This window comes from Lysobacter sp. S4-A87, from assembly GCF_022637455.1.
Classification (GTDB): Bacteria; Pseudomonadota; Gammaproteobacteria; order Xanthomonadales; family Xanthomonadaceae; genus Lysobacter_J.
The window spans coordinates 2,577,337-2,592,076 of sequence record NZ_CP093341.1; the positions used below are offsets into that span (position 1 = coordinate 2,577,337).

Annotated in this window: 10 protein-coding genes; 5 read left to right on the forward strand and 5 right to left on the reverse strand. The window is 67.2% G+C overall.

Going from position 1 to position 14,740, the window contains the following annotated elements:
- The first annotated feature begins 34 nt into the window (after positions 1-34).
- From MNR01_RS11555 to MNR01_RS11565, 3 genes are all read left to right on the forward strand, one after another.
- Positions 35-865 carry a helix-turn-helix transcriptional regulator gene (locus MNR01_RS11555; RefSeq protein ID WP_241917950.1) on the forward strand — a complete coding sequence of 277 codons (831 nt, stop codon included), beginning with the start codon at positions 35-37 and terminating at the stop codon, positions 863-865.
- Positions 866-897: 32 nt separating this feature from the next.
- Complete coding sequence (locus MNR01_RS11560; RefSeq protein ID WP_241917951.1) at positions 898-1,347, forward strand: VOC family protein; 450 nt, start codon at positions 898-900, stop codon at positions 1,345-1,347.
- Positions 1,348-1,483: 136 nt separating this feature from the next.
- Positions 1,484-2,803 (forward strand): sorbosone dehydrogenase family protein, encoded by a 1,320-nt coding sequence (locus MNR01_RS11565; protein WP_241917952.1) that lies wholly within the window; start codon positions 1,484-1,486, stop codon positions 2,801-2,803.
- 3 nt (positions 2,804-2,806) lie between these two features.
- On the opposite strand, the gene MNR01_RS11570 is transcribed toward MNR01_RS11565, so the two are convergent.
- On the reverse strand, positions 2,807-6,265 hold the full coding sequence (locus MNR01_RS11570) for a PAS domain-containing hybrid sensor histidine kinase/response regulator (RefSeq protein WP_241917953.1): 3,459 nt from the start codon (positions 6,263-6,265) through the stop codon (positions 2,807-2,809).
- An 85-nt stretch (positions 6,266-6,350) separates the two neighbouring features.
- Entirely contained in the window at positions 6,351-7,772 is a 1,422-nt protein-coding gene (gene cls / locus MNR01_RS11575) for a cardiolipin synthase (protein WP_241917954.1), read from the reverse strand.
- A 289-nt stretch (positions 7,773-8,061) separates the two neighbouring features.
- Between cls and MNR01_RS11580 the strand changes: the two genes are divergently transcribed.
- Together MNR01_RS11580 and MNR01_RS11585 are read left to right on the forward strand one after the other, a co-directional pair.
- Positions 8,062-8,934 carry a helix-turn-helix transcriptional regulator gene (locus MNR01_RS11580; protein WP_241917955.1) on the forward strand — a complete coding sequence of 291 codons (873 nt, stop codon included), beginning with the start codon at positions 8,062-8,064 and terminating at the stop codon, positions 8,932-8,934.
- Between the two features lie 33 nt (positions 8,935-8,967).
- Positions 8,968-11,826, forward strand: a complete 2,859-nt coding sequence (locus tag MNR01_RS11585) for a TonB-dependent receptor (RefSeq protein WP_345779007.1) — start codon at positions 8,968-8,970, stop codon at positions 11,824-11,826.
- Between the two features lie 192 nt (positions 11,827-12,018).
- Here MNR01_RS11585 and rpmG read toward each other — a convergent pair whose 3' ends face one another.
- From rpmG to MNR01_RS11600, 3 genes are all read right to left on the reverse strand, one after another.
- On the reverse strand, positions 12,019-12,183 hold the full coding sequence (rpmG, locus tag MNR01_RS11590) for a 50S ribosomal protein L33 (RefSeq protein ID WP_137851610.1): 165 nt from the start codon (positions 12,181-12,183) through the stop codon (positions 12,019-12,021).
- 13 nt (positions 12,184-12,196) lie between these two features.
- On the reverse strand, positions 12,197-12,433 hold the full coding sequence (gene rpmB / locus MNR01_RS11595; protein ID WP_158731856.1) for a 50S ribosomal protein L28: 237 nt from the start codon (positions 12,431-12,433) through the stop codon (positions 12,197-12,199).
- A 360-nt stretch (positions 12,434-12,793) separates the two neighbouring features.
- Entirely contained in the window at positions 12,794-14,602 is a 1,809-nt protein-coding gene (locus MNR01_RS11600) for a DUF885 family protein (protein ID WP_241920598.1), read from the reverse strand.
- Between the last annotated feature and the right edge of the window lie 138 nt (positions 14,603-14,740).

Below are 14,740 nucleotides of genomic sequence, written 5' to 3' on the forward strand. Positions count from 1 at the left end.
TTCGCTTACCCGGGCTACGGTGTACCCTGCGGCCATGAGCCTGCGGCGTCCCCTGCCAGCACTGCGACCGTATGTCGAAGCGGTCTGGGCCAGCGCTGCGCCGGCGCAATCGCTCGCACCGCGCGAGCACGTGTTGCCCTGCAACGGGATGCACATCGCCGTCCGCCTCGACGGCCCGCTGCGGTTGTATCGCGACGTCGACGACCTGCGCGGCGAGACCCTGTCGGCTGCGGTCGTGGCCGGCGCCCGCGCCGGCTTCTACGTCAAGGACACCACGCAACCCTCGCGATCGGTCGGTGTGATCCTGCGACCCGGTGCAACACAGGCCCTGTTCGGTTGCGACGCCGACGAACTGGCTGCCAGCCACACGCCCCTGGACGCGCTATGGGGCGCTGCCGCACAGCGACTGCACGCGCAGCTGCTTGAATGCGACGACGAGTCGCGCCAGCTCGACCTTCTGCAAAGCGCACTGCTGGCGCACCTGCGCCCGGTGCGGGCGATGCACCCGGCGATCGCGCAGACGATGCAGGGCCTCGGCCAGGGTGCTCCGGTCGCATCCCTGGCCCGGGCCAGCGGACTAAGTCATCGATTGCTGCTGGCGCGATTTCGTGCAGCCACGGGCCTTGCACCGAAGGCCTATGCCCGCGTGCTGCGCTTCCGCCATGCGCTCGGGCTGCTCGCGCGCGGACAACGCCTGGCCGAGATCGCCTTTGACGCCGGCTACAGCGACCAGGCGCACTTCAACCGCGAGTTCCGCGAGCTGTCCGGCATGACACCGCAGGCCTACAAGCGGGCGCCGGTGCGTGGCGAAGCCCACGTCGCCGTGGTCAATTTCCTTCAAGACGCCGGTGCCCCGCGGATCTAACGTCCACGCACACCCACTGCCGCGAGGCCGCCATGTCCACCCGCGAACTGTTCGCCTACCTCTGTGTCTGCAATGCGCAATCGGCCATCGACTTCTACCGTGAGGTCTTCGGTGCCAGCGAAACACTGCGCCTGGTCGACGCCGGCGGCCGCATCGGTCATGCCGAAGTCTCGATCGCCGGAACCACCCTGATGCTGTGCGAGGAATACCCCGAGTACGACATCCTTGCACCCGATCCGGCGGCGTCCAGCAGCGTGACCCTGCACGTGCACGTCGACAACGCCGATGCGGTGATCGAGCAGGCGGTATCGGCCGGGGCGACGCTGGTGATGCCGGCGCGCGACCAGTTCTACGGCGAGCGCTCCGGTGTCGTCCGCGATCCGTTCGGCCACCGCTGGAATATCGGCCACAGCATCGAGGACGTGACGCCGCAGGAGATGCAGCGCCGTTTCGCGGCATTGACCGCGGGACCGTGCGACTGACGCGCCTGCACGCGACGTCGACAGATCTGAACAGTAGCCGCCACCCCAATTGCGATATCACGTTCGGACGACGACCGCCGGCGTAGTGCTTGCAACCGCATCACATGCGCGCACAGGAGGCTGCATGCACTCATCAATGCGCTGTGCCACTTGCCTGGGCCTGGTTGCGACGTTGTCGGCGTGCGCCGGCCAGGCCTCGCTGTCGTCGGGCGAGGACACCGGACCGGATCCGGTGATCGCCAAGCCCGCGCCATCGGCGATCCCGACCGTCAACATCGCGCCCGCCCAAGGATGGCCCGCCAACACCACGCCCACGGCCGCGGCCGGGCTTTCGGTCCAGGCATATGCCACCGGCCTGGATCACCCGCGCTGGCTGTACGTGTTGCCCAATGGCGACGTACTGGTCGCCGAATCCAACGCACCGCCGGGCCGATCCGGCATCGGTGGCATCAAGGGCAAGGTCATGGGCGCGGTGAAGAAGCGCGCCGGCGGCGCGGTGCCGAGCGCGAACCGCATCACCCTGCTGCGCGACCGCAATGGCGACGGCGTCGCCGAAACCCGCAGCGTGTTCGCCAGCAATCTCAGCTCACCCTTCGGCATGGCCCTGGTCGGCGACACGCTGTACATCGCCAACACCGACTCGCTGATGCGCGCGCATTACAACGCCGGTGATACGCGCCTGTCTGCAACACCCACGAAGGTCGCCGACCTGCCGGGCAAGGCCGGCGACAAGTTCAACCACCACTGGACCAAGAGCCTGCTGCCCGCGTCCGACGGCAGCCGTTTCTACATCGGCGTCGGATCCAACAGCAACATCGCCGAGAACGGCATGGAGGCCGAGGCCAATCGCGCCGCCGTGCTCGAGCTCGACGCCGCCAGTGGCAGCCAGCGCGTATACGCCAGTGGCCTGCGCAATCCGGTCGGCCTGGCTTGGGAGCCGCGCAGCCACCAGCTGTGGGCGGTGGTCAACGAGCGCGACGAGCTCGGCAACGACCTGGTGCCCGATTACCTGACGCGCGTCGACCGCGGTGCCTTCTACGGCTGGCCGTACAGCTATTTCGGCCAGCACGTCGATACGCGGGTAAAGCCACAGCGTCCCGACCTGGTGGCCAGCGCGCGTCGACCGGACTACGCATTGGGCTCGCACGTCGCCCCGCTCGGGCTGACGTTCGCCAGCAGCGACGCACTGGGCGGCGACTACGCCGAGGGTGCCTTCGTCGGCCTGCACGGCTCGTGGAATCGCAAGCCGCTAAACGGTTACAAGGTGGTCTTCGTGCCGTTCCGCGACGGCATGCCCAGCGGCGCGATCCGCGACGTGCTGAGCGGATTCCTCGACGACGCCGGCAATGCCCGCGGCCGTCCGGTGGGTGTGGCGACAGACCGCAGTGGCGCATTGCTGGTCGCCGACGATGTCGGAAACGTCGTCTGGCGTGTGACCTCTACGGCGTCCAGGTAGCGCTCACGCCTGCACCGCCTGGCGCTGCGCCGCCAGGAAAGCGCGTAGCGAGGCCGGCTTGATTGGCTTGGTCAGCACCCGGCAACCGCGCTCGCGCGCCGCCAGCTTGAGGGCGTCGCTGCCGTCGCCCGTCAGCAATGCCGCCGGCAGGTCGCGACCGCACTGGACGCGCAGTTCCTCGATCACGCCCAGGCCATCGAGGCGGTCGTGCAGGTGATAGTCGACCAGGGCCACGTCCGGGCATTCGGTCAGCAACGCCAGTGCTTCATCGGCGGTGGCCGCGGTCAGTGTGGTCACGCCCCAGCGTTGCAGGAGGCTGCGCATGCCGTCGAGGATCTCGCGGTCGTTGTCCACGCACAGCACGCGCAGGCCGGCCAGCGAATCGCCACCGACCATCAGGTGCGGTTCCGGCAGCGGCGCCGCGTACATCGCACGGCCGAACGGCACGGTGATCGAGAACACGCTGCCAACGCCGATCCGCGACCGCACCCGCAGCGGATGCTCCAGCGTGCGCGCGATGCGCTGGCAGATCGACAGGCCCAGGCCGAGGCCGCGTTCGCCGCTGGTGCCGGGATGATCGAAGCGGCGGAACTCGTCGAAGATCTGCGCCAGATGGTGTTCGGAGATGCCGGGCCCGGTGTCCCACACCTGCAGTTCGACGGCGCCGTCGCGCACCCGCGCGGCGATCAGCACGCCGCCTTCGCGCGTGTAGCGCAGCGCATTGGCCAGGAAATTCTGCAGCGCACGGCGCAGCAGGCGGCGATCGCTGCGCACCGGCCGTGGCCGGTCCGGCGCGCGCACGCGCAACTGCAGGCCACGCCCGGAGGCCACCGGCGCGTACTGCGCCACCAGCTCGCGCAGGAGTTCGTTGACGTCGAAGTCGACGATCTCGATTCGCAGTGCGCCGGCGTCCAGGCGCGAGATGTCGAGCAGGCCGTCGAGCAGGTCCTCGGCGGCGCGCAGCGATGCGTCGACACGTTCGGCCAGGCGGTTCTGCTCGACCGGGTCGGGCGTCTCGCGCAGCGCACTGGCGAACAGCCGCGCAGCGTTGAGCGGTTGCAGGACGTCGTGGCTGATCGCCGCCAGGAAGCGCGTCTTCGACTGCTGCGCCGATTCGGCCTCGCGCGTGCGCAATTCCACGCGCAGCTCCAGCGTTTCGTTGACCTCGCGCAGCCCCTGCTCGGCGCGCTTGTAGTCGGTGACGTCGCTGTAGGTGGTGACGTAACCGCCGGGCAGCGGCCGTCCGCGCATCTCGATGACCTGGCCATTGGCGCGCACGCGTTCGAACACGTGCGGCGCACCGGCACGAAGGTGCGACAGGCGCCGCTGCACCTGCGCCTCGGTCTGTCCCGGCCCCATCTCGCCGCGTTCGGCATTCCAGCGGATGAGGTCGCTGACCGGGCGGCCGACATAGAGCATGCCGTCGGGGTACTCGAACAGTTCCTGGTAGCGGCGGTTCCAGGCCACCAGGCGCATTTCCGCATCGACCACGCTGACGCCCTGGCTGATGTTTTCCAGCGTCGTCGACAGGATCTGGCGGTTGAAGCGCAGCTCCTGGTTGGCTTCGTCGAGGAGCGCGACCACTTCGCCCAGCTCCATCCCCGAGCCGCGCAGGGCCGTGGTCAGGGTCAGGCGCGCCGAGGCGGCGCCGATCGCCGACGCCAGCAGGCGCTCGGTGAACTGCGCCAGCGCACGGTCGGCCGGCTGTTCGGGTTGCCACGCCTGGCCCTGCTGCTGCGCGTACTCCTCGAAGGCGCGGCGTGCATGGCGCTCGCCGACGATGCGCTCGGCCAGCGCCAGCAGTTCGCTGCCGCGCACGCTGCCCGCCCAGCCACCCGGGCCGAGCGCGGGCCGCTGCACGTAGGGATCCAGGTAGGGCGACGCCAGCAGCTGTTCCTGCAGGCGCGGCCGCTGCCGCACCGACACGAACAGGAACACGCCGACGTTGAACAGCAGCGACCAGAACGTGCCGTGGGTCAGCGGATCCCAGCCGTGCAGGCCGAACAGCTGCTCCGGCTGCAACCAGTCCACGCCGAGCGGCCCGTGCTCGAGCCAGCCCGCGCCGAACCAGCCGCCGCGCGCCAGTGCCGGCAGCAGCAGCGTGTACAGCCACAGCACCGTGCCGGCGAACAGGCCGGCGAACGCACCCGACCGGCTGGCGCCGCGCCAGTACAGGCCGCCGATCAGTGCCGGCGCGAACTGCGCGACCGCGGCGAACGCGAGCAGGCCGTGCTGGGCCAGGGTGTCTTCGGCGGCACGTCCGTAATAGGCCGAGCCGCGGTGGTAGGCGTACGCCATCATCGCCAGCGCGAGGATGGTGATGCGACGCACCCACAGCACCTGACGGTCGATGCCCTGGCCCTCGTGCAGCGCGCCACTGCGCAGCAGCAGCGGCACGATGAGGTCGTTGCTGACCATCGTCGCCAGGGCGACGCTGGCGACGATGACCATGCCGGTGGCCGCGGAGAAGCCGCCGACGTAGACGATCAGCGCCAGCGACTCCTGCTTCAGTGCCAGCGGCAGCGCCAGCACATAGGTGTCCGGCGACGCGCCGGTGCCGGCGAGCAGGGCCTGGCCGGTGAGCGTGATCGGCACCACCAGCAGCGAGATCAGCACCAGGTAGGCGCCGAACATCCAGCGCGCCGAGCGCAGGTCGGACGGGTCCTGGCACTCGACCACGGCAACATGGAACTGGCGCGGCAGGCAGACGATCGCGGCGAAGGCGAGCAGGGTCTGGGCAACGAAGCCGGCCGGCACGCCGGGCGCGGTCACGATGCTGGCCGCCTGCACCATGCGTTCGGGCAATGAGCCGATGCCCGGCAGATGGAACAGCGCGAACAGGCCGATGGCGAGGAACGCCAGCAGCTTCACCAGCGATTCCAGCGCCACCGCCAGCACCATGCCGCGATGGTGCTCGGTCGCATCGATCTGGCGCGTACCGAACAGGATGGCGAACACCGCCAGCAGCAGGGCGACATAGAACGCCGGGTCCTTGAGCAGCCCGGCGTCGCTGGGCACGTTGGCCAGCACTTCCACGCTCATCGCCACCGCCTTGAACTGCAGGGCGACGTAGGGCACCGCCGCGGTCAGCGCCACCGCCGCCACCAGTGCCGCCAGGCCGGGCGCGCGACCGTAGCGCGAAGACAGGAAGTCGGCGATGGAGACGATGCGGTTCTGCCCGGAGATCAGCACCAGGCGCTCGAGGATGCGCCAGCCGAAGGCGAGCATCAGCAGCGGGCCCAGGTAGATCGGCAGGAAGCCCAGCCCGGTGCGCGCGGCGGTGCCTACCGCGCCGTAGAACGTCCACGACGAGCAGTACACCGCCAGCGCCAGCGAGTACACGGCCGGCCGCAGCCAGCGCGCTTTGGGCGCGATGTCGCGCTGGTCGCCGTAGTAGGCAACCACGAACAGCACGCCGACGTAGCCCGCCGACACCAGCAGCAGGATCCAGCCTGGGATCACCGGTATGCGCCCTTTGCAGCCATGCCGGCAGTGTAGACCCGCGCTGGCGCGGCGGCTCTACGACCAAAGCGGGGCAGGGCGAGCGCTAGATCAGCGAATCGGCCAGCCGGGCGATCCCCTCCACGCTGCGGCGCCAGGCCGGGCGGGCGCGCCAGCTGTCCAGCGCGAGGATCTCGGCATCGGCCAGGTAGTCCTCCTCGATGCCGCGCAGCCGCTCGACCACGGCGCGGTCGTAGCACAGCAGTCCGACCTCGGCGTTGAGCGCGAAGGAGCGGATGTCGAGGTTGATCGAACCGATCAGGGCGATGTCGTCGTCGACACTCAGGTGCTTGGCGTGGAGGAAGTGCGGCCGGTACAGCGCGATGCGCACGCCGGCCTCCAGCAGCTCCTCGTAGTAGGACCGCTGCGCCCACCGTGTCAGGTTCTGGTTGTTGCTCTGCGACAGCACCAGCTGCACTTCCACGCCCGACAGCGCGGCCAGGTGCAGCGCGCCGAGGGTGACGTCATCGGGAACGAAGTACGGCGTGGTCAGCACGACCCGCCGGCGCGCGTGCTGGATCAGTGCGACCACGACGTTGCGCGCGTTCTGGAACGGGTAGGCCGGCCCGCCCGGCAGAAGCTGCGCCGGTGCCGCGCCGGTGCCGATGTAATCGCCGTCGGCCTGCAGGCGCCCACCGGTCTCGATCAGCCAGTCGCTGGCGAACAGCCCCGCCATCTGCCGCACCGCCGGCCCTTGCACGCGCGCGACCAGTTCGCGATTGGGACGTTCGCGCACGAACTCCGGCTCCGCCAGGTTCTGCGAACCGACGTAGCCGACCCGGCGATCGATCACCGCCAGCTTGCGGTGGTTGCGCAGGTCCATGCGCGACAGGCTGCGCCAGGCCAGGCCGCCGGCCAGCATCGCGTGGACCTCGATGCCGGACTCCCGCAGCGGCCGCGCGAACGCACGCAGCCCCGGCTTGGCGCCGACCGCATCGAGCAGCACCCGGCAGCGCACGCCGCGCGCGGCAGCACGCTGCAGCGCGGCGACGACCGCAGTGCCGACGCGATCGTCGAACATCAGGTAGTACAGCAGGTGCACTTCCTCGCGCGCGCCGTCGATGTCGGCCAGCAGCGAGGCCAGCGATTGTTCGTAGTCGTCGAGCAGCTCGATGCCGTTGCCGCGTGTCGGCATGAAATCGCCCAACCGCTCGGCCAGGCGCGGAACGTCAGCGCTGGCTTCGCCTTCGCCTCCCGGCGGCAGCCAGCGCCACTGGCGCAGGCCGTCCTGGCGTTCGCGGATGACACGTGACGCCAGCGCCTGGCGCTCGCGCCTTTGCCGCGCCAGCCAGGGATGGCCAAGCACCAGATACAGCGGCAATCCGAGCAGCGGCACGAAGCCGACCAGCAGCAACCAGCTGCGCGCCGCCGCTGGCGGGCTGCGAACCGGAATCCAGGCCAGCGCGGCCAGGCGGATCAGCCAATCCAGGAAGAACAGCCAGTAACCGGCATGCAGGTCGAAGGGCATGGCGGCATTGGATCACGTGTGCGTGATGACGGCATGGACCGGGCGGAGTTCTCCGACGCCCCGACCCCGGTCACCCGGCCGCCGCCGTCGCAGGTCAATGCCCAAGGTCACTTTGAGAAGGTTCTTATGTACTCATCGGCCACGCCAAGTGAGCCTGAACACCCTCACACGTCAGTCAGATCCTATGGAACGAGCAAAGTGGGCGGACCGCGGTCAACTGTTGCGGGTTGGTCCGGCCGAAAATCAGTGGGCGAGGTGCGTCGGCGCATCGCGCCTGGGAAGTGTCGAGTTGTCCAGCCAGGACCTGTCGATCTGGGTGCAGATGCGCGCCGGTTCCTGGGTGGAAGCCAAGGAAGGCCGGTTCTACCTGCACACCGGCGACTGGATCGCGTTCGCGAAGGACTCGATGCCACAGATCCAACCCGATCACGACGGCATCTGCATCGGCCTCACCATCACCGAGGACGCGTTGCGGGCGATGGGCCGCTTCTCCGATTTCGGCCTGTATGTCGGCCGCGGACGCCTCAAGCCGTGCCAGGTCAGGGCGGTGGCGCGCATGTGGTACCGGGCATCACGCAACATGGACCATGACGGCCGCACCGGCCGCATCCAGGCGCCGCTGCGCTCGATGCTGCTGTTCCTCGAGGAGATGCAGGCCGAGTACCGCGCGCGGCTGGGCCTGTGCCCGGGTGCATCACTGGGGCGCAAGCGGCAGGTGTTCGAGCGGATGCAACGCGCCAGCCTGTACCTGGAAGGGCATTGCCATCGCATCGTCCGCATCAGCGAACTGGCCGAGCGTACGCGCTTCTCGACCTGGTACTTCTCCAAGCTGTTCCACAAGCTCTACGGCGAAAGCCCGCTGGCGGCATCGGCTCGGATGCGACTGGACCACGCCGCCAGCCTGCTCGCGTCGACGCTGATGACCATCGGTGAAGTCGGCGCTGCCAGCGGCTTCGACAACAGTTGCAGCTTCGCCCGCAGCTTCCGCGCGCGCTTCGGCATGACCGCATCGGAGTACCGGGCTGCACGACGCGACGCAGACCTGATTCTGCAAAGGCGGCGGGTTTCCAATGCAAAAGAACTGAACGCCAATAGCGACGCTGTCAGATTCCTGCGGAAAAACGCGATCAAGAACTCCGGAATAAGGTTGGTAGGCGCTTAACGCGCCCATAACAAATATTCGGAGATTCACTACATGGAACACCGCAACCTGCGCACCGCGGTGCGCGTCGGCATGCTGCCGGCAGGTATCGCGATCGCACTGGCGCCGGCAATCGCCGGCGCACAGGAATCCAGTGACAAGGGCGCCACGACACTCGACCGCATTGAAGTGACCGGCTCGCGCATCAAGCGCGCCGACATCGAGACATCGCAACCGATCTTCTCGCTGAGCCGTGAGGACATCAGTGCACAGGGGCTGACGTCCATTGGTGATGTGATCCAGAGAATCAGCGCTGGAGGTTCGACCCTCAACTCCAGCTACAACAACGGCGGCAACGGCGAGACCCGCGTCAGCCTGCGCAATCTCGGTTCAAGTCGAACCCTCGTGCTGGTGAACGGAAAGCGCTGGGTCGGCGGCACCGGCCTGGGCGGCGCCGTGGACCTCAATACGATCCCAACCGCGGCAGTGGAGCGGATCGAAGTACTCAAGGATGGCGCATCGACGATCTACGGTTCCGACGCCATTGCGGGTGTCGTCAACGTGATCCTGCGCCAGGACTTCGACGGCGCCGAAGCCAACGCCTACCTCGGCCAGTACGACAAGGGCGACGGCGAGCGCCAGTCCTACGACTTCACCATCGGCTCCTCGGGCGATCGCTGGAACGCGATGCTGGGCGTCGGGTATGTAAAGGAAGAGCCGGTCTTCGCCGGAGATCGCGAGATCTCCGCGGTACCGTTCTTCGGTGCGACACCCGGCACGGGCAACAGTTCGACATCGCCCGCGGGCCGCTTCGGCATCCTTGGGTCCAACAATGGAAACGCCGCGCCGGTGCGTCCGGACGGAACGCCAGGATTTCTCGTGGCAACGGGAACCGGGGCAGGCGACTGGCGACCCTTCGGCACGTCGGACTCGTACAACTTCGCCCCGGACAACTACCTGCGCACGCCGCAGGAGCGCACTTCGCTGTTCGCCAGCGGCTCGCTGGACCTGACCGACAACGTCCGGTTCAAGGTGGCGACGACTTACAACGAGCGCGAATCCAGCCAGCTCCTGGCTGCTGGCCCCCTGGTTCTCGGCCGCAGCAACCCGGGCTCGCTGTCCGAGAACATCGTCATAAGCTCGAACAACATCTACAACCCGTACGGAAGCGATCTGAGCTACATCCAACGGCGCGCGACCGAGACCAACGGCCGTCTCTTCCGCCAGGACGTGGATACGTTCGCCTTCAATGGCAACCTGGAAGGCGAATTCGAGGCAGGCAAGAATCTGTTCTCCTGGGAGGCAGGCTACCTCTACGGCGAGAACAACCAGAAGGACACCGAGACGGGTCTGTTCGATGTGCGCGCGCTGCGCCATGGTCTGGGGCCCTCGTTCCGTGACGGCAATGGCGTGGCGCGGTGTGGCGCGCCGGGGGCAGAAATCGCAGGTTGCGTGCCCCTGAACTTCCTGGGTGCGAATACGCTCACGAAGGAAATGCTGGAATACGCCAGCTTCACCGGCATAAGCAGCTTCGGCTATGAGCTGAAGAACTACTACGCCAACATCGGTGGTGAACTGTTTCCGCTGCAGGGCGGAAAGGCCGCATTCTCCTTCGGTGCCGAGCATCGTAGCGAGTCGGGTTTCGACCAGCCCGATCCGATCACTGCATCAAGCAACAGCACGGGTAACAACCGCACCGCCACTGCGGGCGGCTACAGCGTGGATGAAGCCTACCTGGAACTGAGCCTGCCTTTACTGGCTGATCTCCCCGGCGCCAGGTTGCTGGAGCTCAATGTCGCAACCCGCTATTCCGACTACAGCACGTTTGGTGACACGCTCAACAGCAAGTTCGGCTTCAAGTGGAAGCCCATTGACGACCTGCTCGTTCGCGGCAACTACAGCGAGGGATTCCGTGCGCCCTCGATCCAGGAACTGTACTCCGGCGTCAGTGACACCTTCGAACAGGTGGCAGATCCCTGTGCCGGTGTTGTCGGGGGTACCGCCCAGCGGCCGCCAGCGTCCTGCGCGGGCGTCCCCGCCTACGATCAGGCCAACAGCCAGATCCGAACGACGGTAGGTGGTAATGCCCACCTGGGCCCGGAGACTTCGACCAGCAAGACGCTGGGGTTCGTCTATAGCCCAAGTTTCGTCGAAGGACTCGGCCTGGCCCTGGACTGGTGGAATGTCGAAATCGACGACGCGATCTTCTCCCAGACGGCACAGGAAGTGCTGGACCGTTGCTACCGCGCCAACGACGCATCGGCGTGTGCACTCCAGACGCGTGCCAGCGACGGCCAGATCTCCAACCTGCTCGTAACGTCGTTGAACGTGGGCACGTACGAGGTCGAAGGCTTCGACTTCAACGTTTCCTACCAGTTGCCGGAGACGAAATTCGGCAAGTTCGGGATCGACTGGGACAGCACCTACCTGACCAAGTACTACGTCGACGTAAACGGCGACGGCGAGGTGACGGACGACCCGGTGTCGGGGGAGGGTGGAAATCGTGTCGGCGAGTACAGGAATCGCGACAACCAGTGGCGCATCCGTTCCAACCTCGCCACAAACTGGGCGTACGGCGACTACGGCCTGACGGCGAACTTGCGCTACTACTCCAGCCAGACGGAGAGCTGCGCCTCGCTGCCGGTGTCGTCAACGCAGATTCCGCTGCTCTGCTCGGATCCTGGCCGCATCACCGCTGCCGGTGCCCGCCCGGAGAACAGAATCCCGAGCGTCACGTACACCGACGTCAGTGGTTATGTGAACGTTCCATGGAACGCTCGCATCACGCTGGGCATCAACAACATCTTCGATCGCGATCCGCCGCGTTCGGCGAGCACGTCGGCCAACAGCTACGACCCGCAGTACGAAGTTCCCGGCCAGTTCGTCTACATGCGCTACGCCCAGAAGTTCTGATCCTCCTCGGTGTGTGATGCACCGTTTCGGCCCCGCAAGGGGCCGTCTTTTTATGGCATGCCGGGATATGGATGCGCCAAAGAAAAACCCGCCTTTCGGCGGGTTCTCTTTGAAGCTTGAAGGCGCTGGATCCCCGCCTTCGCGGGGGTGGCCTGCTGACAAATCCACGCGCGTGGCGCGTGGGTCAGAAGGTCACTTGATCTTGCCTTCCTTGTACATCACGTGCTTGCGAACGACGGGGTCGTACTTCTTGACCTCCATCTTGTTCGGGGTGTTCTTCTTGTTCTTGTCGGTCGTATAGAAATGACCGGTGCCGGCAGAAGAGATGAGGCGGATCTTGTCGCGCTTGGAAGCCATGGTTCGATCCTCCTCAGATCTTTTCGCCGCGGGCGCGCAGGTCGGCGAGAATGGCGTCGATGCCATTCTTGTCGATGGTGCGCAGGGCGGCACTGGAAACACGCAGCTTCACCCAACGGTTCTCGGAAGCGACCCAGAAGCGGCGCTCATGGAGGTTGGGAAGGAAACGGCGGCGGGTCTTGTTCATGGCATGCGAGACGTTGTTGCCAGTCGTCGTTCGCTTACCGGTTACTTGGCATACACGGGCCATACGCACCTCGAAAGGTAATGGTGCTTCCCTTGGCCAGGGAGGCGGCGGCCCCTCCGCTGTCACACCGGGGTGTGGGCGGTGCGCGATACGGGTAGGAAATTCTCGCGGCACGAGGCGGGCCGGAATCGCGCTTCCGGGTTCCGCCCGGTCAAGCCCCTAAAGGCCAGCCGGACGCAGCGAGCCGCGCATTATGCCCGGGAAAAGCAGGTCGGGCAAGTAGTTATCCACAAGCTGGGGCCGGGCATCGCCGCCATCCCGGCGAACGCCGGGATCCATGTTGCGCTTGGGCCTCAGCCACAAGGGGCAACGTCCATGGATCCCCGCCTTCGCGGGGATGACGGTGGACGGGAGCGGCGGAAATCAGCCCGCTTTCGCCGTCTTCTCCGCCGATTTGGCGATGAACGCGCGGACCTGCTCTTCCAGCACCGGCAGCGGCACCGAGCCCTGGCTGAGCAGGGCGTCGTGGAAGGCCTTGATGTCGAACCGGCTGCCCAGGGCTTTCTCGGCCTCGGCGCGCAGGCGGACGATGGTGATCTCGCCCAGCTTGTAGCTCAGCGCCTGGCCCGGCCAGGAAATGTAGCGGTCGACCTCGGTGGTGACTTCGTGCTCGCTCAGGGCGGTGCGGTCGCGCAGGTAGGCCAGGGCCTGGTCGCGGGTCCAGCCCTTGTGGTGGATGCCGGTATCGATGACCAGGCGGCAGGCGCGCCACATCTCGTAGGTCAGGCGGCCGAAGTCCTCGTAGGGCGTCTCGTAGATGCCCATCTCCTTGCCGAGCCTCTCGCTGTACAGGCCCCAGCCTTCGCCATAGGCGGAGATGTAGGTCTCACGGCGGAACGCCGGCAAATCGCCCTGTTCCTTGGCCAGCGAGCCCTGCAGGGCGTGGCCCGGGGAGGACTCGTGCAGGGTCAGCGCGGGCAGGTTGTAGAGCGGGCGCGAGGGCAGGTCGTAGGTATTGAGCCAGTACGTCCCGGCACCGCCGCGACCGCTGGTCCAGAACGGGGCGATGTCGGCCGGCACCGGCACGATGGTGAAGCGGCCGCGCGGCAGGGTGCCGATGAACTTGCCGATCTCGCCGTCGACGCGCTTGGAGATCCAGGCGGCGCGATCGAGCAGCGCCTGCGGGGTGGTCGCGTAGAACTGCTTGTCGGTGCGCAGGAAGCGCAGGAACGCCGCGAAAGTGTTTTCCTTGGGCGGGCCCTTGAACCCCACCTGCTTGATGATCGTCTCCATCTCCGCCTGGATGCGTGCGACTTCATCCAGCCCGATCTGGTGGATCTGCTCGGGGTCGAGATCGAGGGTCGTGTACTCGCGGATCTGCTGGCGGTAGTAGGCCTCGCCGTCTGGCATCTGCGACGCGCCCAGGGTGGTGCGCGCCTGCGGGACGTATTCCTCGCGGAAGAAGGTCAGCAGCTTGGCGTAGGCCGGGACCATGCGATCGCGGATCGCCGCCGCGCCGGCGGCACGCAGGCGTGCCTGCTCGTCGGCGGGGATCGTCGCCGGCATGCGCTTGAACGGCTCGTAGAAACTGGACTGCTGCGGATCGGTGACCTCGGCCACCGCCGCGATCGAGACATCGCGGCCGTCCAGCACCGCACGCGGCACGCTGAAGCCGCGCGCCAGGCCGGCGCGCATGTTGTCGATCTGCTGGTCGAAGTAGCGCGGCACGTCGGCCAGGCGGTCGGTGTAGGCGCGGTAATCCTCGGCGGTGCGCATCTGCCGCCGCGTCATGAAGCCCAGGTTCGACCAGAACGAGGAGTCGGAGTTGAACGGCATCTCGTAGCCGTGCAGGCGCACGTCGGCGGCCAGGTTCTCGACCTGGGCCTTGTAGACGGCGAAGTTGATGCGGTTCTGCGGGCTGAGCCTGGCGGTGTCGATCCCGTCCAGGCGCTTGAGCACGTCCTCCCAGACCTTCAGGCGTGCGCCCTGGCTGGCCGCGTCGACCGAAGGCAGCTTGTGCTGGTCGGACGAGCCGTCGTTGTCCTCGTCGGCGGCGCCGGTCTGCTCCTGGCGCCACTTCCATTCCTGGTTGTAGATGGCTTCAAAGCGGGTGTCGGCGGGGCCGGCATGCGCGGCCAGGGAGGCAAGGGCGAGGTGGCCGGACAGCAGGGCCGCGAGGAGTGGTTTCACAGATAAGGACCGGGTGGTGGCACGAAGCCTCGATCTTCGCATTCCCGGAAGGCGCAGCGTTGGCCGGTTTGGCTGGTTCGACGATCCGGGCGCGGCCATGGTCCCCGCCCCACCCCGTAGCCCGGGTAAGCGAAGCGCACCCGGGGTCTGGCGGTCGGGCGCTGTGCGGTGGCGGTGCGG